The organism is Tidjanibacter massiliensis (assembly GCF_900104605.1).
Classification (GTDB): domain Bacteria; phylum Bacteroidota; class Bacteroidia; order Bacteroidales; family Rikenellaceae; genus Tidjanibacter; species Tidjanibacter inops.
In genome coordinates, this window is the sequence record NZ_LT629960.1 from 1148208 (window position 1) to 1174675 (window position 26468).

At 53.4% G+C, this 26468-nt stretch carries 19 protein-coding genes, 1 tRNA gene and 1 riboswitch; of the genes, 13 read left to right on the plus strand and 7 right to left on the minus strand.

Annotated elements, in window-relative coordinates:
* Positions 1 to 3: 3 nt before the first annotated feature.
* The 10 genes from BQ5361_RS10685 to BQ5361_RS06005 all read left to right on the plus strand — a co-directional run bounded on the left by BQ5361_RS10685 (position 4) and on the right by BQ5361_RS06005 (position 13743).
* On the plus strand, positions 4 to 141 hold the full coding sequence (locus tag BQ5361_RS10685; RefSeq protein ID WP_154818439.1) for a hypothetical protein: 138 nt from the start codon (positions 4 to 6) through the stop codon (positions 139 to 141).
* On the plus strand, positions 138 to 3098 hold the full coding sequence (locus BQ5361_RS05965; RefSeq protein ID WP_071424977.1) for a hypothetical protein: 2961 nt from the start codon (positions 138 to 140) through the stop codon (positions 3096 to 3098). Before BQ5361_RS10685 ends, BQ5361_RS05965 begins: the two co-directional genes overlap by 4 nt.
* Positions 3099 to 3107: 9 nt before the next feature.
* Positions 3108 to 7742, plus strand: a complete 4635-nt coding sequence (locus BQ5361_RS05970; protein ID WP_035472607.1) for an RHS repeat domain-containing protein — start codon at positions 3108 to 3110, stop codon at positions 7740 to 7742.
* Between the two features lie 10 nt (positions 7743 to 7752).
* Positions 7753 to 8436, plus strand: coding sequence for a histidine kinase (locus BQ5361_RS05975; RefSeq protein WP_035472610.1), 684 nt, complete (start codon positions 7753 to 7755; stop codon positions 8434 to 8436).
* A gap of 270 nt (positions 8437 to 8706) precedes the next feature.
* Positions 8707 to 9279, plus strand: a complete 573-nt coding sequence (locus BQ5361_RS05980) for a hypothetical protein (protein WP_071424978.1) — start codon at positions 8707 to 8709, stop codon at positions 9277 to 9279.
* Positions 9280 to 9430: 151 nt separating this feature from the next.
* A complete protein-coding gene (locus BQ5361_RS05985) occupies positions 9431 to 10120 on the plus strand; it encodes a hypothetical protein (RefSeq protein WP_035472613.1) in 690 nt (229 codons plus the stop codon).
* Between the two features lie 449 nt (positions 10121 to 10569).
* On the plus strand, positions 10570 to 10992 hold the full coding sequence (locus BQ5361_RS05990) for a hypothetical protein (RefSeq protein ID WP_022062839.1): 423 nt from the start codon (positions 10570 to 10572) through the stop codon (positions 10990 to 10992).
* A 184-nt stretch (positions 10993 to 11176) separates the two neighbouring features.
* Positions 11177 to 11794: a hypothetical protein gene (locus tag BQ5361_RS05995; RefSeq protein ID WP_022062806.1), complete on the plus strand. Its 618-nt coding sequence runs from the start codon at positions 11177 to 11179 to the stop codon at positions 11792 to 11794.
* Between the two features lie 168 nt (positions 11795 to 11962).
* Positions 11963 to 13111, plus strand: a complete 1149-nt coding sequence (locus BQ5361_RS06000) for a lysophospholipid acyltransferase family protein (protein ID WP_022062805.1) — start codon at positions 11963 to 11965, stop codon at positions 13109 to 13111.
* A 41-nt stretch (positions 13112 to 13152) separates the two neighbouring features.
* Positions 13153 to 13743, plus strand: a complete 591-nt coding sequence (locus BQ5361_RS06005; protein ID WP_035472616.1) for a sugar O-acetyltransferase — start codon at positions 13153 to 13155, stop codon at positions 13741 to 13743.
* 156 nt (positions 13744 to 13899) lie between these two features.
* Here the strand turns inward: BQ5361_RS06005 and BQ5361_RS06010 are convergent, their stop codons facing one another.
* The 4 genes from BQ5361_RS06010 to BQ5361_RS06025 form a co-directional block, all read right to left on the minus strand.
* The gene (locus tag BQ5361_RS06010) at positions 13900 to 14511 is read right to left on the minus strand and encodes a hypothetical protein (RefSeq protein WP_046444980.1); all 612 of its coding nucleotides are present in this window, start codon (positions 14509 to 14511) and stop codon (positions 13900 to 13902) included.
* A 190-nt stretch (positions 14512 to 14701) separates the two neighbouring features.
* A complete protein-coding gene (locus BQ5361_RS06015; RefSeq protein ID WP_035472620.1) occupies positions 14702 to 15526 on the minus strand; it encodes an SOS response-associated peptidase in 825 nt (274 codons plus the stop codon).
* A gap of 566 nt (positions 15527 to 16092) precedes the next feature.
* The gene (locus tag BQ5361_RS06020) at positions 16093 to 18213 is read right to left on the minus strand and encodes a biotin/lipoyl-containing protein (RefSeq protein ID WP_022062800.1); all 2121 of its coding nucleotides are present in this window, start codon (positions 18211 to 18213) and stop codon (positions 16093 to 16095) included.
* Between the two features lie 277 nt (positions 18214 to 18490).
* On the minus strand, positions 18491 to 19066 hold the full coding sequence (locus BQ5361_RS06025; protein WP_022062799.1) for a DUF3575 domain-containing protein: 576 nt from the start codon (positions 19064 to 19066) through the stop codon (positions 18491 to 18493).
* Between the two features lie 362 nt (positions 19067 to 19428).
* Here BQ5361_RS06025 and mscL point away from each other — a divergent pair, with 362 nt between their 5' ends.
* The 3 genes from mscL (at position 19429) to BQ5361_RS06040 (ending at position 21425) form a co-directional block, all read left to right on the plus strand.
* The gene (gene mscL, locus BQ5361_RS06030; RefSeq protein ID WP_022062797.1) at positions 19429 to 19863 is read left to right on the plus strand and encodes a large-conductance mechanosensitive channel protein MscL; all 435 of its coding nucleotides are present in this window, start codon (positions 19429 to 19431) and stop codon (positions 19861 to 19863) included.
* A 203-nt stretch (positions 19864 to 20066) separates the two neighbouring features.
* The gene (locus BQ5361_RS06035; RefSeq protein WP_035473811.1) at positions 20067 to 21167 is read left to right on the plus strand and encodes a porin family protein; all 1101 of its coding nucleotides are present in this window, start codon (positions 20067 to 20069) and stop codon (positions 21165 to 21167) included.
* A gap of 184 nt (positions 21168 to 21351) precedes the next feature.
* A tRNA-Met gene (locus BQ5361_RS06040) sits at positions 21352 to 21425 on the plus strand.
* A 173-nt stretch (positions 21426 to 21598) separates the two neighbouring features.
* Here BQ5361_RS06040 and BQ5361_RS06045 read toward each other — a convergent pair.
* The 3 genes from BQ5361_RS06045 to BQ5361_RS06055 all read right to left on the minus strand — a co-directional run bounded on the left by BQ5361_RS06045 (position 21599) and on the right by BQ5361_RS06055 (position 26044).
* Positions 21599 to 22372, minus strand: coding sequence for a helix-turn-helix domain containing protein (locus BQ5361_RS06045; protein ID WP_257526950.1), 774 nt, complete (start codon positions 22370 to 22372; stop codon positions 21599 to 21601).
* 835 nt (positions 22373 to 23207) lie between these two features.
* Positions 23208 to 23864 (minus strand): anaerobic ribonucleoside-triphosphate reductase activating protein, encoded by a 657-nt coding sequence (locus tag BQ5361_RS06050; protein ID WP_052131092.1) that lies wholly within the window; start codon positions 23862 to 23864, stop codon positions 23208 to 23210.
* A complete protein-coding gene (locus BQ5361_RS06055) occupies positions 23861 to 26044 on the minus strand; it encodes a ribonucleoside triphosphate reductase (RefSeq protein WP_052131091.1) in 2184 nt (727 codons plus the stop codon). Before BQ5361_RS06055 ends, BQ5361_RS06050 begins: the two co-directional genes overlap by 4 nt.
* 98 nt (positions 26045 to 26142) lie before the next feature.
* A riboswitch (cobalamin riboswitch) is annotated at positions 26143 to 26399 on the minus strand.
* Positions 26400 to 26468: the final 69 nt, after the last annotated feature.

Consider the following 26468-nt stretch of genomic DNA (forward strand, 5'->3'; position numbering starts at 1 on the left):
CACATGGCAACATTAAAAAGACTCAGGACAGTGCTACTGCTGGCCGCTGCCGCCTGCCTGCCGTGGAACCGGCTCCACGCCCAGGAAAGCAACTCGCTCAGCCCCTCGCCCGACAGCCGGACGCTCGTACGGGAACCGTGAACGTCCAGGCCCCGCTCTACACCGTTCAGGCCAATGGAATCTCGATTCCGATAACCCTGAGCTACAACACCTCGGGCGTCAAGGTCAACGACACCCCGACCTCCACAGGACTCGGCTGGAGACTCTCGGCAGGCGGAAAAATCACCCGAATCGTCAAAAAATATCCAGACGAGCAGTCGCGCCGAACAGCCGTCACCTATATAAAAAACGATTCGACCCGACTCTATCACTACAACTCCGCCTGGCTGGATTATCTCTTCAAGACGGACAGTACGCTGAATGAAGTCTATGAACTGGGGGTATTCGAGTACCTGCCGAACGGAGAACGGGAAGGAAACATACCTTTCTTCGATTTCGATACCGAACCGGACATTTTCTATTTCGAAATACCGGGCAACTCCGGCATCTTCGTACTCGACAACGACGGCGGAGCGCACACCATCCCCTATCAGGACCTCGCCATCACCTTCATACGCGGCACGGAACCGACGGACAACCGTTTCACGATACGGGATAATGCGGGCAACCTCTACAAATTCGGCTCTTCGGCGGAGAGCCGGGAGGTCACGACCGCGACTACCCACGACAATACCAACCACACCAACACCAAAACCCTGACCTACAACTCCACCTGGCATCTCGACGAAATCGCGCCCTTCTCCGGAGAACAGGTACTGTTCACATACGAAGCGGGAACCCACGCAAACGAGATAACCACCCGGGACTGGTTCCAAGTCGGCCTCTATGCGCTCAAAGAGGGCCGGTACGAGCTCCTCCAATTCGAGAACGACTACACGACCGCCACCGCCGCGGCTCCGAAATTCCTGCGGCAGATTACATGGAGCGGAGGCAAGGTCGTCTTCACGTACGACGGCATCACCAGCCTGAAACTCGGCACCACCTATCAAGTACTAAAGAACATCACTACCTACGCCACGACCCGACAGACGAATGACATCCACTTCGACTACTCCTTTTTCCAAAACGGAGCGCTCAAGCTGACCGCCGTCAGGGAACGGTACGGCAACGACATGCTCTACCTTTACAAGTTCCGTTACCTCGACATGGCGGCATTCCCAGCCAACAACGACAGTTTCTTCGACCACTGGGGATATTACAACAACCGCGGCGACTACGGATACCATGACTACATGCCCGCGATAGAAATCGACGGCATCGCCGTACCGGGCCACGACCGCACCCCGACCGCCAACGCCCGAGGCAATATCCTCTCCGGCATAGAGACAGGCAACGGCTTCAGCTTCACCTACAACTACGAATTGAATTCGATAGCCGACGCAGCGAACGGAGACCGTCCTTTCGGCGGGTTGCGCATCGCCAGCATCACGCAACTCATCGGCAACGGCGAACAGACCGTGCGTCGTTTCGAATACACCCTGCCGGACGGACGTTCCAGCGGCAAGGCGTTTCAAGACAAATTCCGGTACTACGACTCCTATCCCAATGGGCCGCAAGGCGAAAAACGTATTCTGGTATATTCCCGCTGCATCAACAATTTGTACGACTTCGGAGGCAACCACATGTCCTACTCCCGTGTAACCGAGTATATGCCCAACGGTTCCTACACCGTCTACTGTTACGACGAGGGCATCGACAATCTGGACCCGGAATGGGAATACTACCCGACTACTCCCGCCCTTACGGAAGCGCAGAAAAACCGGATGGAGCCGTTCGCACCGCCCACCTCCTATTTCTGGCGCCGCGGCCTGCTCACCTCCCAGTCGGTGTACGACTCCGACGGCAATCTGGTATCCGGCACCAGCACCCGGTATGCGTTCGGGGAACCGAAGGCCAAGATAAAGTGTTTGGTTCCCTACACTCCGCTGCAACGGCTCTTTGTCTATTACTGGATAAGCGAACCGGTCTATGTCTCCAAAACCACCACTTACGGCAGCAAATACAGCCTCGCCTCGGAGACCGAATTCACCTACGACACGAACCGGATGCTTCCCACGAAGAGCGTCACGACAGATGCTGCCGGAAATACCTATGAAACCCGCATCAAATACGCCAAGGACTATGGCAACATCACCGGTTCGACCATTACGGACCGTTACGGTATGCTGGCGGCGATAAAACAGATGCTGGACCACCATGCGTACAACCTTCCCATCGAAACGGTCAAATACAGAAACGGGAAAATCGTTTCGGCCAACCTCGTGCTGTACAAAACGCTCTCCGACAACCCACAGAGGCCAGGAGTCGTTCCGGCGACGGAGATGGCCGTCTATACCGACGCCCCCATCGTCCATACGGCGTTCACCCATTCGAGCATCTACAACGCTCCGTACACGAGCGAATTCAGGTACGACTCCCGATACGAACCCACCGTCCGGTACGACGAGTACGACGGCCCCACCCTGCTCTCCTCCCACGCCGAGCACGGCACGGTACAGTCAGTCATGTACGGCTACGACGGGACACTGCCGGTCGCCGTCGTAACGAATGCCGTCCACAGCAAGGCATCCGGCCGCAACCAGGTCATCTACGACAGCTTCGAATCGGGGGCCAACATACTCAAGAGCGCCCACGCCAAAAGCGGAGAATACGTACTGAACGGCTCCTATTCGGTGGAGCTGAAGAACCTGAAACCCGGACGCTACATCGTCTCCTACTGGCGCCTGCCGCGTACCTCCGCCGCTCCGGCCGCCTGGCAGTACGTGGAGAGCAGCATGGACATCGGCCCGGACACCCCGCCCTTCACCCTGCCGACGTCATCGGCCTATGTATATGACGAGCTCCGTATCCTGCCGGTCGGAGCACAGATGACCACCTGCGCCTACACGCCCGGCGTGGGCAAGATATCGGAAACCGATGTCAACGGCACGACCACCTACTACGACTACAACAAATTCGGTCTGCTGAAAACGGTACGCGACGACGACGGTACCGTCGTCAAAAGGTTCATTTATGACAATTATACCAGCAATCTTTAAACAGAAGCCATGAGAAACAAGATAAGACTCGCCCTATTCGCACTCTGTACGGCCGTCGTATCCGGCACCGCGGAGCTGCATGCAGACGAACGCATTCCGGCCGCTGCCGCCAGGCAGACCGCCGAAGCGTCGCAATACGACATCGTCTATCAGGAAAACCACACCCATACGATAGCCCCGGCCGGAGAGACTTTTTCACTTGACCTGCTTTCCGTTGCACAAAAGATGTACACAGCCATCGGCCTGCCGGACGGCCCGTTGTTGGGCTACGGCGTCGAAACCCGCCTTACAGGCCTCCAGCAGTTACAGTTCGGCACGGATTGGACGGAAGGCAAAACGGCTCTCACACTCGATTTCAAGCCGAACAACGGCATGGATGCCCTCTCCAATACCCTCGATATCTACGTCATCGCCAACACCACATTCACCGGCGGCATCCGACCGGCGGCTCTGGTACGGGTAACTTTCTCGCAGGCTCCGGTGACGGTTTATAGCACCGGTGCCATTCAGGGCCTCAGAATGGAGGAAACGACCTACAACGGCACCATGCAGACGAAAAAGGTTTCGCATTTCGACCGGGCGGGCCGCCTCGTACAGGAGACAGCCCTGTCCGCCTCGCCTTCGGGCAACGACATCATCCGTTTTTACCGGTACGACTGCATGAACCGCGGCGACTCGGTCACCTACCTGCCCTACACGCTGGAAGAGACCGGCGGCTCGCTCCGGGAGAACCCCGAAGCGGAACAGAAGGCCTTCTACCGGGAGTATTATACGGCGAACGAGTACAATTTTGCCTACTCGTCCAAAGAGTACGACACCTCGCCGCTCGGCGTTCCCGTCAAATCCGGCGGACCGGGCAGGGAGTACAGCATCGACGGCGGCAGCGCCGGCCACTACACCGCCTATATCTACGGCCGCAATACGGCTCTGGAGGTGTATAAGTATACCGTAGCACTGGACGGCTCCTTCTCCTGCAGTACCAGGTATGCTGCCGGCACCCTGCTCAAAACGCAGTCGGCCTACTATGCGACGGACGGGGTACGGACCCTCCAAACGGAGTACCGGGACAGCGAAGGGCGACTCGTCGCCAAATCCACCGTAACAGGCAACGAAAATCCCCGCTTCACCTGCTATGCCTACGACGAGCTGGGACGGCTACGCTACGTCATCCCGCCCATCGTACACGAACAGATAAAGGGCCTCCAGATGTCCATTACCCCCGCCTCGGCCAGCTACAAGAAATACTGGTACTATTACGAATACGACCGGTACGGCCGGACGGTCGTCGCCTCGAAACCGGGCAAAGCCGACGAATATTTCGTGTACGACAAACAGGGACGCATGGTACTCAGCCAGGACGGCAATCTGCGCGCTGCGAACGCCTGGTTTTACTACATCTACGATACGCAGGACAGGGTGCTCGACAAGTGCATCGTGCGCGAGAAGACGCCCGGCAGTCTGACACGCGCCTCCATCCAGGAGCGGTACTATGCCGACGGATTCGACAACACCTACCCCTACCTCGGCGGTACGGACACTCCGCTCGTTCCGTTCTCCGGCAGCCTGTTCGTCCTCCAGGCCCATCTGGAGAGCGCCCGTTACGACGACTACGACATCTATCCGCAGCATACCGAGGCTCCCGCAGCCTTCACCCGGTACCGGGAGAACCTTTATCTCTACATGCCGCACGCCTTCAGCATGGAGAGCTACGGTATCCGGGACATTCCGGGCATGTGGACCTACTTCGTGGACGGCGGAACCGTCAAGCCGGAGTACGCGGTCAAGAACGGCACGACCGTCGTACCGGGTTACTACTATATCCCGGAAAACATGGTACAGACCGTACAGAACATCTTCATCAAAATCAATACGCCCGGCCTGTTCAACCTGGTCACGAAATTTCCCGGCAGCGGCTATCCCGACCTGGGCTCTTATCCGGAGGGCCGGCCGGCCGTCACGTCGGCCCGGTACGTGGAGGGAAAATACTTCAAGATAGGCAGCATCGCCGCCACGGCGGATACCTTCCCCTCCGTCTACGACCCGCAGGGCAAATATTTCGAGAACTGCGCTACCGTGCGCAGCGAGTACAAAATCAAGACGGGCTACTACTACATTCCGGAAGCGTGTCTCGAACTCGTGGAACGGACGGTCGCACTGGGCGGCCCCTATGAAATCGTCACCGCCTTCCCCGGCAGCGGCACGCCGCTCAAAGGCATCGGCCTTGCGGCGGAACTGATGTCGCAGCTCGCGTTCGAGCCCTATGCCGGCATCGCCTCCGCGGATATGCTCGCTCCGACCAACCGCGGCCGCATGACGTTCCAGCAACTGGCCGTCGTGTCGCCTCAGGAGACGGACAATAACATATACCGGGCCTACTATTACGACCGGAAAGGGCGCGTCATCCTCACCAAAGAGCTGGACAGGGAGGGTAATCCGAGCTGCTACTGGGTGAAATACGACGATGCGGGCCACATCCTGACCACCGTGGAGGAACACCGCATTCCGGACAGCAACCTCCCCGACTTCAAGCGCGTGGACTACACCTACGACGCCCAGGGCCGCATGCTGAACGAAACAACCACCGTCGACCGGGAAGGCTCCGCCATACGTTCCGTCAGCACCTTCGTCTACGACGAGTTCGACCGCCTCTCCTCGAAAACGACCGACGGCATCACGGAATCGTACGGACACGATTTCTACGGCCGCCTCACCGGACAGGCGTCTCCCTACTTCCGACAGGAGCTCTCCTATGCGGGCCGGTACGACGGCTACGTCACGGCGACGCGCTGGAAGCACTCGAACAGCCCGTTCCAGTGTTACGGCTATACGTACGACGGATATGGACAACTGACTGCCGCCTACCACCTTACGGACGACGGCCAGCGCGACATGTGCTTCGATGAGGAGGCGACGTACGACCTGCACGGCAACATCCTGACCATGGCACGCACGGGTGCGGCGCCCTCCGACAGCCATACTTATACCTACACCAACGACGGCAACCGGCTGGTCGGTCTGAAGGAACAGGGCGGCCCGACATACGCATATGCCTACGATGCCAATGGGAATATGCAGTACGACGCCCGAAAAGGTTTGATTATTAATTATAATTACTTAAATTTGCCTGTAATCGTCACGGGCAGCGACAACCAGCCGAAAGCGCTCTACACCTGGCTGCCCGACGGTACGAAGGTCGAATGCCACGACAGCAGGGGCAACGGCTTCAGATACAAAGGTTCTTTCACATACGACATGCAGGGCAGACTGCTCGGCATCGATTTCGGCAGCGGACAGTTCTACGTCACCACGACACAGAACGGAACGCGGGACTACATGCCCCTCTACCACATTACCGACTACCTCGGAAGCGTGCGGGTCGTCTATAACGACGAAAAGTTCATACTGGCCCGGAACGACTTCTATCCCTTCGGGCTGCGGTACGAGGGGACGGACTACCTGCTGAACGAGATTCCCCGCGTCAACCGGTTCCTTTTCAACGGGAAAGAGTACCAGCTTCCATTCGCCGCAGCCGACCTCGGACTGCTCGACTACGGAGCACGCATGTACGACCCCGTCATCGGCCGCTGGACTACGCAGGACCCGGCCATGCAGTTCACCAACCCCTATATCTTCTGCGGCAACAATCCGGTACAGTACATCGACCCGGACGGAAAAATAGCTTGGTTTATTCCCGCAATTATAGGTGCTATTGTTGGTGGATATACAGGTTACAAAATAGGCTCAAATCAGGGAGCAACTGGTTGGGAATTATTCGGATATATTATAGGAGGAGCTGCAATTGGCAGCCTATCTGGTAGCGCTGCTGCGGGAATCAGTGCAATTGGCGGTGGAGCATCATTATCTGGGCTTGCAGCAGGGATGATAAGTGGTGCTGGATTTAACGGATTATCGTCAAATTGGGATAATCAAGCTATTGTACAAGGAGCTATATTTGGTGGCTTTGCAGGTTGTATTGGTGGCTTAACAGGCGCTGCAATTGGAGGAGGCTGGGGAGCTATGGCTGGAGGTGCATCAGCTAACTTCACCCATCAATTATTGTATAATGGCGGTAATCTACATAACATCAATTGGAGTTCTGTTGGTTTGAGTGGACTTACGTCATTCGGGTTATATCATGGATTATCATTTGCATCATGGAAATGGGGCGGAGGCGAACATGTTGGAGGAAGTAATATTACGTATAGACAATTTTGTAAAATTAACACAGCATATCAACGCTCTAGATTCTGGCATCGTGAATATGGTGTAATCTTAAATACTAATGGCAGGGCCAGTATGGTACGAGGAAATAAACTAAATGTCAGTATGTCAATAAATAAAAAAGCAGGAGATTATGCTACCGCACATACACATTGGGCTAAACCAGGAGTCGAATGGGTAAATCTAGGAGGCACTGACACCGATTGGATAAGATTTTCTCCTAACCAATCTTACCCTCCTAACTCAACGATGGATATATCCATAGGGGCACACCATTCCCCCTCAGATTTACAGATACCTGGTTTTTCGATAGTTGTTGGACGGACAGGTTCTTCATATCATTATCCCGGTATGGACAATTATATACCTATCAACAAGGACCCTTTTGTGAGATTTTTCCTATTGGATTGGCTGACATTTTAATCTGAGTAGTATGATGAAGAAATTATTGGTTATTTTTATTTCGGTCTTCTTTTGGATAGACCATATGGCTCAAGAATCGGATACGATACGCATCAACTTTTGTATCCATACCTCCGAATTTGGCGCAATCAACGAAGGTTTATTCGTGTATCAGAACGCTGAAAATCTAAAAGCCCAATACATATTATACAACGTCAGCAGTTACGGATTAGCGCATCGTTCTCTTGCTCAATGCGATTCGCTACTCTCGTTAGACGAACGTTACAAAGACTTACCGAACAGATACACAGACCCGACCTATCTACTCGCTTACGATAGCATGTCTCAACATTGTATTGCCGAATCTTTAATTCAATTCTACAATGAGAACAAAAACAATTACATTGTATTAAAAGACATTCCAGTATTAAATGAAACACAAAAGGAATTTATCCACAATTTATTAAATACCATCAAAACCTATTCTTATGAAAAAGGTAACGATGTCATCTGGGTAAGCAACGCCCCTGACTACTACACGGTTCTATCGGAAAATGAAAAATATACGCTGTACGACCCAAAAAAAGAACTTAAAAAATACATCGAACTACGTCAACTATTCGATATCCGATATCCTGACCGGCCAAATAATCTTCCCTTGAATATTCAACCGGCAAAGTTCTCGGAAGCAACTACTCGAAGTAATTCAAAGTAACGCTTGCTAAACGCCTAAAAATCCAGCCGTATTATATACGGCTGGATTTTACTATATCATCCGACACAAACGACAAGAAAAGTTATATAACTTCTATTTCTAATTCTCGTTTTCGACATTTATAATCATCTAGAATATTTATACATAGCTTCAACGACATTTGGATAGACACCATTCTATTACAACCGTAATCTATATGTCCAATATTTTCACTCAAATCCTCCTGTAAACAGGAGGATTTTCGTATATTTATCAAAACGAATTTCGCTTATGAAACTCACACGCATCATCCTGCTGGCAGCACTGTTGCTGGCAACCGGAACGACTGCCTCGGCGAAAAAACCGATACCAATAGAAAGATATCAAAAAAACATCATGCGCATTGTAAAACAGCAACCGTTTTATAATCCCGCACATGAATATGTCTTCATGTACCTCCCTTTCAAGGAAATCGAGGGAAATCCTTACGAGCATATTCAAACAGGGCAAGACCTGCTGGAACATACGGTACGCATATTTCCAGATGTTAACAACCCGAACCTGCAAATGGATTTATGGTTGTATGATGCCGACAGTCTAATGTTATGTGCAGAGCTCCTGTACCCATTTGCATCTATCTACCGACCAGCTTCTGTGAATATATGCAGAGTACAATATTTATTGAGAAATAATATACAGGAATATTTCTTCATAGGTTATACCTTTTTTATGGTTAAGGGGAATCAGGTATTCGTATCGGTAGAGGACGGGCAAGAGCCGTTTAAAGTCTACCTTTTCGAGGATTACATCGAACAGTTCGGACTCGAACCCATTTTCGGCCCACGAAATAGGTACGACCGATAATCAATAAACGTTCCTGCCGCATACGCGGCAGGAACGTTTATTAAAGTACAAACAGACTGCACGACAATATCAAAGCAGCCGGTACGAAACCCTCGACAGCGACCTAATCAACGCTATCTCCATACATAAACACATTGTAAATTGACGCAATATGAAACACATTCTATCAATCATTATCGCTATCGGCTGGACCTGCAGTTGTCTGGGGCAAGGACTCGATTTGTCGAAGGTCGATTTCAACCGTTACGATAAAATCGCACAACGGTCAATCGACCGACATTTTCTCTTTCGCAAACATGCGGACTATGCTTTCATGTATGTGTTCAAATTATATACGGAACTTCCGCCTTCATCCGAAAGGTTCGCGAACGACAGCCTATACCAGGCGGTCAAGGCTCTCGATACGTCCGAAAAGCTGTTGAAAGCCATCTGTCCTCCGGACTACGAACAAAAACAGTTCTGGAAAAACAACATCCACAATATCATCGTCTACGATAAAACATTGGCTGTAAAAGGGTGTATGGAACCTCCCAAGAAGAGAATCTACGAAGACTTGGAAGTACTACATTTCCGACACAATTCTACATCAACCTTCACAGCAGCAGGATTTAGTAGCCACAATTCCGCGGTAATACGTGCTTATATATCCAACAAGTGGGATTATATTTTCACTCTAAATGATTCAGATTCAAGCTTGCGTTTTTATTTTGCTGCTAAAGATGGAATCGTTTACGTCATCGACTTTTTCCGGGATATATTCGGCACCTATACTTATGAGGAATACTTAGCCCGATACGGTTTCGACGACATTTGGATACACGTCATCCTATTAGCACCGTAATCATCTGTATGTCCAATATTTTTCACTCAAATCCTCCTGTATAACAGGAGGATTTTCGTATATTTATCAACGGTTCCGGTAATGTACAGTTTGCTGCCGGTGCGGTGCTGGCCAACCACAACACCCCGAACCCTACCGACCAATGGGGACTGACGTTAGGAAATACGATTAACGGTACCAATATGGATATTTCGCAAGAAATTTTCACCCACGAGTACGGCCACACCCTACAAGGCAGAAGATGGGGACCGCTGTATTTCCTAATGATTGCGCCAGGAAGTCTTATCAGTTGTTGGAACGATACCGCTCAGAAGACAAACAAACATTCATACCGCTGGTACGAAAGACAAGCTAACAAATTAGGATACGAGAAATACAGGCGAGAACCCCTGTGGCCAAACAGCAAGTATCCTTTTAACAAATATTGATTAACAGTAAACCCTAAAATTATGAGATCAAAACATGTTTTATTGCTCTTAGGTTTAGGAATGCTTTTATGTTCCGCCTGCGTGCCTCTTGGTGGAGAGTGGTATATCGACATAAAAAATGACAGCTCTGAAGAAATCTTGGTTGCAACCGGCTGCAAAAAAGAGAACCGTCTGATTTACCTAACCACCGAGTTCCCGGCACAAGAAGATTTATCCTTACAAAAAGTATTACCCGGACAAAAAAGAAGTTATACACAGCCCTATCACCTTATGGTGTTAGACGACAATGCGCTGTTGGCGATATTTATTATCAGTCCGGAAGTGTATGAAAATTACTCATGGAAAGAAATCGGAGAAAAAGAGATGTTCTTGAAGAAGTACGTGTTCAGGTACGGTGATATGCGGACAAAATACCCTATCACCTATCCTAAGGATTACGACTGATAAGATAGGCATGCGTATTAACCCCGTCTTAAACCGATGGGGTTAATTCAAAACACAAACAAATAATCATGAAACTCACACGCATCATCCTGCTGGCAGCACTGTTGCTGGCAACCGGAACGACTGCCTCGGCCAAAAAGCCCTCTCGGCTGGAAAAGTACAAACCGCTTGAAAAGCTATTCATATGAAACAATGGTTATCATTCATAATTCTTCTGTTCTGTACAGCCTGTGCCCCGACTCAAATAGTCTTTCAAAACTCCTTGGCCGAAAACAGCGAAGATGCGGATGAAAGAAAACGCATAGAAAAATTCGAGCAGTTTTTAGTCGACGGCATGAAGTGGGAGTGTGTATATGACAAGCACGCAAACTACTCCTTGCTCTACATCCAATGGGGACATTTCGATATACCCATCGACCAAATCACAACAGACAGCATGTTCTTGGCCCACCTCCGAACCGGTCCTCCGATATCGACCGGCAAAAGGCACTTTGAAGACGATTACGCCGTGATTTACATAACAGACAGTACCAAACAATGCAAACTAAGTGTTGAGATTTTCGCCAAAGACAACTATAGTTGGTTTATCGGAAACAAATTGGACGACGTATTTGTAAATACCTATTACACAGAAAATATGGAGGCATGTTTTTATATTTACGAAGCATCGCTCACCAATTGTTTCATGATAAAAAACAACCAAGTCTTTGTTTTCAGATATGACTATATAAATGGGAAAGGTATACTATACCCGTTTACAGAAGCATTGACCAACCCTGAAATCAAACGAACTCTTTGGTAATACAAGATAAATCAGTAACACACTCATAAAAAGACCTTGGAGACATTTTCATAGATTTGAATTGTCCGAATCGTGCCGCACCCGCGGGCCGGACTATCGTTCGTCGGCTGCTTTCAGTCTTCGTCAAATATATTTTGATATATTTGTATCAGGGAAATGGCTAAGATTATGAATACTGTACAAGAAGAAACGGCTGTCGACAGCCTGCGTCCTTACACCGATGCCGAAATACCGGCCGCCATGAAGCGTATGGCGAACGACCCTACGCTCGGAGAGATGGTGGCTTTCGCCTTTCCGGGCATCCCGCTGGAGGCGGTACGGGAGAAACTGTTGCAGGTGCGGAGCGCCGACGGATTCCAACAGGCGTTCGTGCAGCCGATGCTGGAGAATATCATACGGAAGAGTTCGACTGGATTCACCTTCGGCGGCGAAGAACATATCGCACGCGGCGAAGGACACCTGTTCGTCTCCGACCATCGGGATATCGTGCTCGACGGCGCCCTGCTGCAACTCGTATTGCTGTACGCCGGCCTGCCGACCTCCGAGATAACCTTCGGCAGCAACCTGATAAGTTCCGGATTCGTGGAAGATTTCGGCCGTTCCAACAAGATGTACAAAATCATTCGCGGCGGAAGCGGGCGCGACCTTGTCCGGAATTCGCACATCCTCTCCGACCATATTCACGAAGTGGTGGGCAGCGGTAAAAGCATCTGGATATCCCAGCGCGACGGACGCACGAAGGATGGCGACGACAAGACTGACCAGGGGCTCGTCAAGATGCTGACCATGGGCGGAGCGGGAAGTCCGGCCGATGCGCTGACCGGACTGAACATCGTACCGTTTGCCGTATCTTACGAGTATGAAAGCTGCGACTCTTTGAAGGCCAGGGAGCTATATATCAAACGTCGCGGAACGTACGAAAAGGTTCCCGGTGAAGACCTGCGCAGTATCGTCACCGGTGTGAAGCAACCGAAGGGGGCGATTCATATACAGATATGTCCTCCCCTGCGTCCGGACGAGATAGAGGGGCTGGCTGCCGGCGAGTCGGGGAACGACATGATACGCGGCGTCGCTTCGCTCATAGACCGCAGAATATATGCGGCTTACCGGCTCTTCCCGACCAATTATATGGCATACGACATGCGCAGCGGTGTCAATGCGTATGAGGGAGAACAGTACGGTCCGCAGCAGCGGGAGGAGTTCGTCGCCTATTTGAAGGGACGTGTCGCCGGCCTCGACGGCGATGCGGACGAACTGTTCGACATTATGGTGGACATTTATGCCAATCCGGTAAAGAACAAACTGTCGCTCGGATAGTTCGTTCCCGGAAGTGGAATGCAAATCGGGCAATAGATAAAATGAAGACGGAGTATCAGAAGTGTATGGCCGGCGAACCGTTCGACGGTACGGATGCGGAGTTGGCAGCCATGACATTGCGAACCAAACGCCTGTTGGCGCGGTTCAATGCGACGGATTATGCCGATACGGGCGAACGGGAAGCTATCCTGCGCGAGCTGTTCGGCAGCATGGGCGATTCCGTGCATGTGGATATTGATTTCCATTGCGAGTACGGACGGAACATTTTCATAGGAGACCGGGTCATCATCAATATGAACTGTACGTTCGTGGATAATAACCGGATAGATATAGGGAACGGTGTCCTGATAGCTTCCAATGTACAGATATATACGGCCACCCATCCGACGAAGGCCGTCGAACGGATGGTGAACGACTGGAATGGAAACGGGGCTTTCTATCGGACTTTTGCACGGCCTGTACGGATAGAGGATAACGTATGGATTGGTGGCGGTGCCATCTTGCTGCCGGGCGTGACGGTCGGCAGGAACAGTGTCATCGGTGCCGGGAGTGTCGTAACGCGCTCCATTCCTGCAGACTGCGTAGCGGTCGGAAATCCGTGCAGGGTCCTAAAGCATCTGGCGGAAGAGTGAAATACCGTCGTCGGGATTGGTCCGGGCAGTCGTCGCCCCTGTCACCGCGAGTTCCCGACGATGCAGAGCGGCGTTCCGTCTGCCCGAAAAGGATAAAAAGGCAGTGCGGCCGGAATAATATCGGCCGCACTGCTTTTATTTTGTACGTGGCGTGCCTTATGCTATCGGCGCAGGGGAGTGTTTTACGGCCGCCCATCCGGTGATGACCATGACGAATCCGATGATGCCGAGGATTGCAGCGATGGCCGTTATGATGTTTCCCACCAACGGAATCCAGCCGAGAATGACCGTAATGCCAACGGCGATGATGTTGAGCAGCATGGCAATGAAAAGTTGGTTGAATCCGTTTCGTGCCTTCTCCGGCATGGCCGCCGACTTCTTGAGCGTGTTGAAACCGACCAGCATCATGACGAATGCGACAAAATTGATGATGCCGTTTATCCAGGCCGGTATGCCGAAAATGCCCAGAATGGCTGTCACGATGGAGAGGATGGCAGCCGTACGTATCTGACCAAGGGCTACGCCCTCTTTTTCGCCCACTGCGCTGCGAAGATTGCCCAGACCTATCATGTAGAGCACATACCCCACGGCTACGGCTATTTCAGCTATCCATGTGAGTACCCGGAAGACGACACCCGCTCCCATCATGGAAAATACGACGGTCAGGCCGCCGAGAAGGCCGACCACGATGGTGCCTATCGAGAAGATGAGGACTGCATTGAAGATGCTGTTGGTCGTATGCGACCAGTTTTGTACATTCTGTTCCATAAAATAGTACCTGTTTTGAGTTGTCGAATCATTGCCGGCGTCCGTTCCGGCTCCGGTGCGTATTGTGTCCGTACCGGCTGTACCGTATTGCGTCCGACGGTACCGCACGCCTACATTGTAACAAATGTAGCGAATAATTCCGAGAAGGCATGGATGCAGGGAATAAAATCGCCCTGTCCTTTGCAACCTTTCAGAAGATGAACGCCTGTCTGGGTGTACGTATCTCCTCCCGTTCGGTTTTCGCCGGGTCGTACGGGTCGCCGTAATTGAACCTTTTCCCTACAGGCCATGCCTCAAAGTCTTTGTCGTCGGGTGTTACGAGATAGCGCTCCACCTCTTCCTGTCGCTCCGTACTGCTGTCGAGCCATCCCTCCGCCCTCTCGTCGGGCAGTATCAGGGGCATCCGGAACGGATGTGCCCCGCCATTGTGAATCTCCCGCAGCATCGGATTGGCGGATATGGTTATCATGACGAACGAGAGCAGCGTATTTCCGCTTTCCGGGTCCGGCCATTCGTCGTACAGACCTGCAATGGAGAAGAGACCGCCGTCGGTACGTTGTATATAGTATGGGCGGCTCAGACCGCTCTCGTCGTAATGAGGCTCGAAAAATCCCGTTACCGGAATGATGCAGCGCCGCTGCCGCCACAATTTACGCCACGGCCACGAGGTGAAAAGGTGTTCCGCCTGTGCATTCTTGTACATATGCTCCCTTTCATACCGCTCTTTCTCGGTAAGGGTGGCGGAATGGGGAACAAGTCCCCAACGCATGACCTGAAGCTGGTCGCTTCCGTTTACTATCACCGTGTAGGGTGCGGCGTATGCCGGACTTACGTACATGCCCTCGTTCAGGCGATAATCGTAGATGGCCGTCCTCCCGCCTGTGTCCGCAGACAGACGCGCTTCATGTTCCTTGTCGGCCAACATGAGACGCGCAGCATCCACACGGTCGGTCCGGCGGCCGTATTTGCGGGCGATATCTTCCGCCTGCATATGCTGTGAAGTGAAAAAACACATGGTCAATGCCTATTGATTGATATGGGGAACCCTGCAAAATTTGTGCTATGCGCAGAGTCCGTATGCTCCGAATCGGGGCCCAGATGAGAAGAAAGCGGTACGGATTTTTTATATGCAGGTTGGGGGCACTGTAATAAAGGGGGTTAAACCCGTACCGCCTATTGTTTTCACGCTTTAAATATAGTAAAAAATACGGTGCCATACAACACAATTACATAATAATCTATATTATCTATAAATTTTTGTACCCTGCATCGTTTTGCGGCGGTCGTTTCCGACATCCGTAGTACCTGTACATTGCTGTTTCAAGTGTGATTTCTGCTAATCTACCTAAAATCAGCACACCGATTCTTGACCCTATCAAAGACACGAAAATATATCCGGACGTCTGCCTCGAACGGCAGTTTCAGCTTCCCTTCCCTCGCTCTTCCGGCGGCCGCACATCCCGACAGAGGAGCACAGTTACCATACCGCAGCACACCGCTCCGCCCCCTTTCGTTCCCTCCGTCCGCACACGAAAAAGGGATGCTCCGAGAAGCATCCCTCCGTAATACGGGCCGTATCCTCTACCCTATCTCCACGAGCGGGGCATTCTCCGCAACGGTATCGCCCACGTTTACATCGATGCGCACGACCGTTCCTTCGAAATCCGAAGCGATGCTGTTCTCCATCTTCATCGCTTCGAGTACAACCACATCCTGACCGGTCTTCACCTTGTCGCCTACCTTCACGAGGATGTCCATAACCCGACCGGGCAGCGGCGCCGTCACCTTATTGGAACGGGCCGTAGCCGAAGCTCCCGACACAGCAGCACTCCGTACGGCATCCGCACTCTCTATCTCTACCAGCGGAGCATTTTCAGCCACCGTATCGCCTTCGCCGACGAGGACGCGTTTCACGCGTCCGGCTACCTCGCTGGGAATGCTGTTTTCCATCTTCATCGCCTCAAGCACGACCACATCCTGCCCCTTGGCGATGATGTCACCGGCCTTGACTTTCACCTGAAGCACCCTGCCGGGAAGCGGAGCCGCTACGACCGTACCGGTTATCTCCGCCTGTACGGGCCCGCTCTTCGCTGCGGGTTCCTCCGCACGGGCACCGGCAGCAGGTCGGGAAGCCTCCCAACGCTCCCGTTTCTGTTTCATCAGAAAATCCTTGGCCACCATCGGGAAGAGCTCCAGCAGGAGCACCTCTTTCTCATTCTCGGCAAGACGGACGCCGCCGTACTCGTCCAGCACGGGATTGGGCTGCATCTTGTATTTGGAGGTGTCGTAATTGGTCTCCTCCCGGATACCGGCTATCTTCAGCCGGAATTCAGGGTCTACCGGTACGGGTGTATGACCGTACTCACCCTTGACGAGGCTCACGAACTGGTTGGATACGGTCGTGTATTTCGGCTTGCCCTTCTTCATGTCCAATGCACAGTTCACCGCCTGTGCGCCGACTATCTGGCTCGTAGGCGTCACCAACGGCGGAAGCCCCGCAGCAAGGCGCACTTCCGGAATGAGCTCCATCGCCTTCTCCAACAGGTCTTCGCTCTTGAACTGCTTGAGCTGCGCCACCATATTGGTGTACATGCCGCCCGGTATTTCGGCGCGTTTGACAAGCTCGTTGGGCGCCGGAAAACCGAAATGGGCCTCTATCTTGTGGCAGGCATCCATGAGCGTATCCTCATCGCCTGCCAGAGCGGCTTTCACAGCCCGGTCGAACTGCGCATCGATATCCTCCGGCAGCCGGTCGTGCAGCGGGTCGAACGGTTTCGGGAACTTGTGCACCGCATCGTACTCGGAAAGCTCCTCACGGATAGCGAACAGCTCCCTGTTTATCTTGCCTATTGCTTCGAGATTCAACCCTGTCTCTATCCCCATCTTTTCGCAGAAGATATGCACCAGTTCGATGGCGGGTGCGGCCGGACCGCCCGCGAAATTCCAGATATTGGTATCGACAATGTCGGCTCCGGCCGCTATCGCCGACACGACCGAAGCAAGACCGTAGCCGGGCGTACAGTGGGTATGGAAATCTATCGGCACATTTACTCCGCCCTCCTTCATCTTGCGGATGAGCGAGGCCACCCGTGCCGGAGGAATCAGTCCGCTCATATCCTTGATGGTTATCATGTCGGCGCCGAGCGCCACCATCTGACGGGCCTTATCGACGAAATATTCATCGGTGAAGACCGGCTTCGGGTTCTTTTTGCCCTTGAGCCGGTCTACCAAACTGAGCGGCGGATACTTCGGGTCCACCGTATAGCAGACAGCACAGTCGGCTATGCCGCCGTATTTCTTCACATACTTTATCGTGGATTTGACATTGTCCACATCGTTCAGCGCATCGAATATGCGCATGATATCGAGGCCCGATTCGATGGCATTCCGGCAGAAACCCTCTATGATTTCGTCCGTATAGGGGGCATAGCCGAAGAGATTGCGGCCGCGCGAAAGCGCCGTCAGTTTCGAGGCATCGCCCACGACCGCCTTAATCTTTTCGAGCCTGTCCCATGGGTTCTCGCCCAAATAGCGCATCACGGAATCGGGCACGGCACCGCCCCACACCTCCATCGCATAGAAGTTAGCATCCTTGTAGAACGGCAGGACACGGTCAATCTGCGACTGTGTCATCCGGGTTGCAAAAGCCGACTGCTGGCCATCGCGCAGCGTCAGGTCCCTGATTTTTAATTTCCTTGCCATATTTAAGCGATTATTAAGTTTATAAATAATAGAAGTACCCTAAGCGCTCTCTGTTATCCGAATAACAAATATAATTTATTTTTCATAATAACGTACCGGAAACGGATAAATTTCTTCCGTCCCGGGATTTTAACAGCAAACCGAGAGGGAAGCGCCGCCGGAAACAAGATGCCGCGACTGCCCCCATCCCGACAAAACTGCCTTCCGCAAACCGTATTCCACAAAAAACGAAGGCTGCCCCGAAGGGCAGCCCTCTATCATGAAATCATGCAGTCGTTTAGAATTTATAGGAAAGAACGACGCCCAGACGGGAGAGCGAAGGTTTGATACCGCTCTTCTGTACTTCGGTCGAACCCGGCGTGTTGTACATTGCGTAGAGGATGCCGCCGCCTACATAGAAGTCGAGACCCCAGCCGTGGTTCAGCTTCAGGTAGTAACCGTAGGAGAGACCGAGCATCGCAGCCTTCACGTTGGTAGCCCCCGTTGCACCGTGACCGCCGAGGGCGATTTTGTTGAACAGGTCGAAATTGGAGGAAGCTTCGCCGAAACGGCCTACCGTACCGTAAAGGCCGAGATGGTGTCCGTTAAATGCTTCGCAGGTATACCACCTTGCCTCGAAAGTTCCCGTCCAGCCGTTGGCATAGATGGAGTTATCACCGTTCTGCCACGGGTTGAAGATGACCGCATTGCCTTCAAAAGCCAAAGTCCACTTCGGAGCTACGGAAAACTCTATACCAAGATTTACCGAACCAAGACCAAGGTAGAGGGGGTTCCACTTGATTGCAGCTTCCTGAGCCACAGAGATGTTTGCAATAGCAAAAACAGCCATCAGAGAAACTAGTAACTTCTTCATAATTTAGATTTTAATAAATATTAGACTTTTGTATTTGTTTGTCTTCGCAATCAATCCGCTATGGTACTTAACACCGCTAAGGTAAAACATTTTTTCGAATAACACGCACGCTCTCCCGTATTTTTCCGTAAAAGTTATCAATAACCGCACCATTATGAATGTTTTCCGTAAAAAAGCACAACTTTCCGCAGCCATTTAACAACGTAAAAACTATCTTTGCAGGAGACGGCTCCGCCCGCGGTTTCTCCCTGTTTATGCCTAACAAATTTTAAGCCAGATTGGCGTCCGATTTGCATACGCATCCGCAGGAGCATTTCCGTAACATAAAGATACAAAAAAACGATAACCAAACTCTTACTACCATGAAAAAATTTTTACAGGAATTCAAGGAATTCGCGATGCGCGGCAACATGATAGACATGGCCGTGGGTATCATCATCGGCGCGGCTTTCGGCAAGATAGTCAGCTCGCTGGTAGCCGACGTCATCATGCCGCCGCTCGGACTGCTGATTGGCGGAGTGGACTTCACCGACCTCGCCATCACGCTGAAGAGGGCCACGGGCGACGACCCTGCAGTCCTGCTCCGTTACGGAGCTTTCCTGCAGACCGTCGTGGACTTCCTCATCGTCGCTTTCGCCATCTTCCTCATGGTGAAGGGTATCAATTCGCTGCGCCGCAAACAGGCGGACAAGCCGGCCCCTGCCGCTCCGCCCGCACCTACCGCAGAGGAGAAACTGCTCACCGAGATACGCGACCTGCTGAAGAAGGAGACCGCCGAGGAGGGCCGGAACCGCTAACGGTTTCTATATTATACAAGGTAATACCGACATTCCCCGCGCTGTGACAGCGCGGGGAATTTGCGTTCGTTACGGCCCCCCCTTCCCCCTGCCTCCGGAAATATCGACCGGACGCAGACAGCGGGTACGACGCAGGCGGCCCCGCAAATCCGGCCGGAATTGCCTTGCTAAATCCGGTACGGGTATCTATATTTGCGCCCGCTATGAAAAGACCTTACAACATACGCGCAACGATACGCACGGCCGCAGCGGTATTGCTGCTGTGCGCTCCGGCAAAGGCCATGGCACAGGAGGCCAAACCGTTCACCCCGAAACTTTTCGGGGTACTGAAAACCCGCTTCGAAACCGATACGCAGACGGGCGACCTGCGGTTCAACATCAACAACGCACGCCTCGGCGTGAAAGGAGAGGCTGGCGGTACGGCAGGACTCTTCCGCTATCAGTTCCAGGCCGACCTCAACTCCGAAGGAAAGCTGAGTATCCTCGACACCTACGTAGCGTTCGCCTCCGGAGCCTTCGAGGTCTCGCTCGGTCAGCAGCTTTACCACTTCGGTACGGAACTGAGCCGTGGCCCCGGAAAGAACTACTTTGCGAGCAGCTCTTTCCTCACCACCTACGTAGGCAGTTACTATACGGAACGGAACGACAAAATCTCCGCTGCGGCAGGTAACCTCGGCGCGCGGGACATCGGCATCCTGTTCACGCACAAAGGAACGGAGCAGTTTCCGGTAGGCATCCTCGCCGGTCTTGTCAATGGCTACGGCATCAACAACATGGCATGGCACCGGAACGTAAACTTCGTCGCACGGCTGTGGATAGACCCGGGCCAGATAGTGGACGGTTTCGGTATCGCGGGAAACTACTACACGGGCAAAACGCCGCTCGGGAACGACATCACGATGGCGGGCGGGGAACTCCGCTACATGAAAGAGCGATGGATAATAGAGGGCGAATACGCCAGCCGCTGGCTGGGAACCGCCAGCGGCACCGACCGGCTGGACCTGGCGGCCGTTCACGCCATCTACCGCCAACCCGTCCGGCAATGGGGCCCCGTGAAATTCATCGCTCCGATGATACGCTGGGACTACGGCCGCAACATCGCCCTGCTCGACCAATCCGACATCCTGCACCTGAACGCCCAGCGAATAACGGGCGGCCTCACGATAGGATTTGCAAAAAAGTTGTTGCAGTGTGAACTGAGGCTCAACTACGAACACTATCTCATCGACCGACGGCCGGCCGCGATAGAGGCCAACCCCGCTTTCCACAACAAGTTCATCGCCGAATTCTTCCTCGCCTTCTAATCAATGCGGCCACTGCCGCGTATGAGCGGAGATACGCTCCGCCGCAAGGCAAGACTTCCGCTGCCGCAGCGCAATCTCTGCCAAACGCCGCACGACCCGAAGAAATAAGGCACGGAAGAACGAGAAAAAAAGCACGGCATATTTGCAGGAAACAAAATATTCACTACTTTTGTCCTGCTTTTACGGCGAGTTAGCTCAGCTGGTTAGAGCGCATGATTCATAATCATGAGGTCCCGAGTTCAAGTCTCGGACTCGCTACGAAACGACGGACAATACCGTAAGGTATTGTCCGTCGTGTTTATGCTGCACAGGATGGATTTGTCCTCTCCGCACCGGATTTACCTACAAGAAATGCATAGGGTCGGGAAAGACATCCCGTCCTTTCTGGACAATACGAAGCAAACAGAAAACGCGAAAAAAGACAACAGACCTCAACGACCGGCACCGCCGGCGGAGGCGGCATCATCTATCCGTTTCGTCAGTTCGTCCATTCTTCGCTCCAGTTCCGACAGCCGTTCGCCGATATTCCCGCCGCCGCTTCCATAGGAGACCAGTGTGAACTTAACGTCCCAAACACCGCACAGGTCAGCGCGTTTCACGACTATATCCGGGAACTGCCGCCGGTCGGGACTGCCCGCGACAAGAAGCAGCTTCTCCGGGAAATTTTTATCGGCAATTACCCTCCGCACCATGAGTCCGCCGCTTCGAAGGGCAAAAACATACGGTGTAAGACCGTCGGTATCCACCGCACCGAAATCAACAATACGTTTACCGACCAGCACATCGCCGCTACGGAATTCGTCGGGCATTGCACCGTCCGCCACACAGGCAATACATTCGCCGTCCGAGGAGAGCACCGCAGGCATGCCGCCGCTCCGCAACCCTGCGCCGTCACCTACCGGACAGCTCCCTCCTGTCATGCCGACAGGCAACATGGAAGCGACGGGGACATCGTAAGCCCCTTCCACATCGCTCGCAACAGAAACATTTCCAATACGATGCCCGTACACAGAAGCATTTCCCGTTACCAGCCAGTTGAAATCCAATCCGGCGCACTTTTCGAAAACCAAATCGTAATCGATGGAATTACGGCTGTACCAATTGGAAACGGTCTGAGGACTCACCCCGAGAAACGAAGCGAGTTCGGTCTTGTTCCTAAGGCCGTAATGCGACATTATCCGATTAAGAATTTCCGATTTAAGCACTGCAAACAATACGTTTATTCGGGCATCAGCTATTAACAGCCAATTAACAGATTGTGAATGACTTTACCTTACACTACCGACAAAAATAGGAAAAAATTACATACCATAAAACGACTGGAAAATTTCCTTTTCACAAATTCGTATACCGTTTTCCGGCACCGATAGCCGGACACTCCCCACCCCCGACCTGAAAGCGACGGCCGGGGCCCGGTCAACTCTTCCGCCCAGGACCGGAGGGACACTCTCTCCTCCGCATACCGCTTCTTCCGGCATACCTTCCCCTCGCCGTCATGCATACTCCGCCCCGACGGCAGAATGCCTGCCGTACCTTTTCTAAAACAAATCCATGAAAAACTCTCGCTTTCCATACGGCAGCATCGTGCCGTCAAAAGCCGGAACAAGCTATCTGCCGCCAGGTTCCGGAAATCACGGCATCGCACCGCGCTATCACTCTCACACTATAATAACGGACGATACGGAACGGAAATTTTGCGAAAGCTGCGGAATGCTCCGCCACCGAAGCGATACCCGGCACCGTCATCTTGCCTTACCGCTCTCGGCAGCAGCGGTTTCCCTGCAACGAAACGCCTGCAAACAGAGGCATGAATGCAGCCTGACATTCCGCAGCTCTCTGCGGGAGTGCTACTGAGAACCCGGTATGTGCGGAAACGCAACACCGAAGCCGACGGCCCGCCCCCGAAAGGCAGCGGATAATCCGCAAACTCACGCGCGCCGGAGCAAAAGAAGAAAAACAAGAGGCACTCCAAAGACGCAAAAACCGCGGCATTTCTGCCGCGGTTTCGTCATCCGCCCGTTCCAAAACCGGCACAAATCTTTACGCCTCCGGATAATCGGCGACCAGTCCGTCCGGCCCCGTATTCCGAAATTCATGGAACACATACCGACAGTCGGCGAACATTCTCCGCAGCGTCTCCCGTACCGGCGGGGTATGGATACCGGGCAGAAGCGTGGTACGCAGCTCGTACTCCGTGCCACCGCGCCGGAGAATCCCGATGGAGCGCAGAACGTTGTCCATCATCGCCTGCGACAGCGGCGTCACGGCTCCGTAATGTTCCGCGTCCGGAAAATGCTTGATATCCATCGCCACGAAATCCACCGCTCCGGAGGCAATCAGTTGCCGGAGCATTTCGGGATTGGTACCGTTCGTATCGAGCTTCACACGATAGCCCAACGCCTTCACCCTCTCCAGAAAAGCGGGGAGTCCGGCGTGCAGCGTAGGCTCGCCGCCCGTAACCACCACCCCATCAAGCCAGCCGCGGCGGCGTGCGAGATAGTCGAACACCTCGCTCTCCGCCACATCGGGCCGCTCCCGCATCAGCGCCGGCACCACCAGCGCCGGATTGTGACAATAGCCGCAGCGGAAGTTGCATCCCTTGGTAAAGACCACCGCCGACAGCACGCCGTCCCAATCCACGAGGCTCTGTTTCACCAGCCCCCCGATGCGTATGCGCTCCTTCTCCATACCGCTCATACCGCTTCGGACGCCGCAGGTTCCTTCCAGCAGCAGGAAGCCGGATGCGACACGCTCTCCTGCCCCGTAATCATCCGGTCGAAAAGCCGTCGGTCGCGAAACTCTTCGCGCTTGCCCTCGTTCCACTGGCTCACCGGACGCATGTAGCCCACGATGCGGCTGTAGACCTCGGCACTGCGTCCGCACTTGGGACAGGTAAAATGCTCGCCCGACAGATAGCCGTCCTGCGGGCAGACGCTGAACGAAGGCGAGATGGTGATGTAAGGGAGCCGGAATCCGCCCGTCACCTTACGCACGAGCCGTTTGGCCGATTCGGGCGACATCTCGTGTTCCCCGGTAAAGATATGGAGCACCGTACCGCCCGTATAAAGTGTCTGCAACGGGTCCTGTTTTGCAAGCACCTCATATATGTCGTCCGAGTACCCGACCGGAAGGTGCGTGGAGTTGGTATAGTAGGGCTTCGCCCCGCGCTCCGTCCGTGCCTGCTGGTTGGCGGTGATGATATCCGGATAACGTTGCGTATCGATACGCGCGAACCGGTAGGCCGTACTCTCGGCCGGGGTAGCTTCGAGATTGTAGATATTGCCTGTCTCCTCCTGAAACTCCGCCATCACTTCGCGCATGAAGGTCATCACCTTGCGGCTGAAGGCACTCCCCTCCTCGGTGGCTATCGACACGCCGAGAAAATTCAGGCAGCATTCGTTCATGCCGTTGATGCCGATGGTGGAGAAATGGTTTTTCCAGAAGCAGCCGTAGCGGTCGTGCACCTGCCGCAGGTAGAATTTCGAATAGGGATAGAGTCCCTTCTCGGTATATCCCTCTATCACCTTGCGCTTCACTTCGAGACTGTCGCGGGCTATCTCCATCAGGTGACGGAGCCGCTGGAAAAAGAGCTCTTCCGAAGGGGCCTCGTAACCGAGACGCGGCATATTGATGGTCACCACACCGACCGAACCCGTCAGCGGATTGGCCGCGAAAAGCCCGCCGCCGCGTTTCATCAACTCGCGCTTGTCGAGCCGCAGGCGGCAGCACATGCTGCGCACGTCGTCGGGTTTCATATCGGAATTGACAAAATTGGAGAAATAGGGGATGCCGTACTTGGCCGTCATTTTCCAAATGCCGTCGTAGTCGGGATTCTCCCAGTCGAAATCGGGCGTTATGTTATAGGTAGGTATCGGGAAAGAGAAGAGACTTCCGGCCGCATCCCCTTCATACATCACCTCGGCGAAGGCCTTGTTCAGCAACATCATCTCCGGCTGGAAATCGCCGTAAACGGCATCTTCGAGCACGCGCCCGGCATGCACCACCCGTTCGTTCTTCAGGAAATCCGGTACCACGAGGTCCATGGTGATATTCGTGAACGGAGTCTGGAAACCCACCCTCGTCGGCACGTTCAGGTTGAAGAGGAACTCCTGCAGACACTGCTTCACCTGCGCATAGTCGAGGTTGTCGTAACGTACATACGGCGCAAGGAAAGTATCGAAGTTCGAGAAAGCCTGCGCTCCGGCAGCTTCGCCCTGCATGGTATAGAAGAAATTCACGATTTGTCCGAGGGCGGTACGCAAATGGCGGGCGGGTGCGCTCTGCGCCTTACCTTCCACCCCCTTGAAGCCTACCAGAAGCAGGTCGCGCAGGTCCCAGCCCACGCAGTAAACACTCAGAAAGCCGAGGTCGTGAATGTGCAGCGCACCGGAACGATGGGCCTGGGCTATCTCTTCCGTATAGAGTTTGCCGAGCCAGTACTGCGAAGTGATGCTCGTCGATATGTGCTGGTTGAGCCCCTGGAGCGAATAGGAGGAGTTGGCGCTCTCCTTCACCCGCCAGTCGTCCAGTCCGAGATAATCGTCGATGACGTCGAGGTTCGAGAACAGCTCCTTGCTCTGTCTGATTTCCTCGTGCTTCTTGCGGTAGAGCATATAGGTCTTGAGCAGGTCGAAATCGCCGCTGCGGTAGATGGCTTTCTCCACCGCATCCTGCACCCGTTCCACATGCGGGATACGCTCCCCTCCGGCAGCGAGCTCCGCGATGACCTCACCGGCCAGCCGGCGTGCCGCGGCACGGTCGGGACGGCCTGCGGCCCTCATGGCCTTGAAAATGGCCTGTTCGATTTTTTCCGGCCTGAATTCTGCAACGTCGCCGTTGCGCTTTACGATTTTCGTAAACTGAGTCTGTCCATTCATCTTCTTAGATGTTAAGAGATTAGAAATGGTAACTCCGGGAAATTGAATAAGACGGCGGCATCCATACCCCCTGTCCGACAGCCTTTCGCCCGAAAGCTACGTTAATACGGCACCGGGCAGGTCTTCTGGCTCGTTCCGGGTTTTGCGCCTTCCCGGCCCTTCGGGGCCAGTGGCAAAGGATGCTCACCCTTCGCACCTGCCGCATACCGGCTCTGCGGGACTCTCCCGCCAGCGGGCATACGGTGTGCACGGAACTTACAGCTACGGGGATAGCTCCTGATTCTCACAGGATTCCCTTTTCATCCCCGGCCGCACCCGACGGGCGGCACGGGGAACCTGGTGTCGGGAACAAAATTAGCCAATGCCGTTCCGAAAACCCCGCCTCGCCGGGGAAGTTTTCACATAGTTTTCAACAATCCGCCTC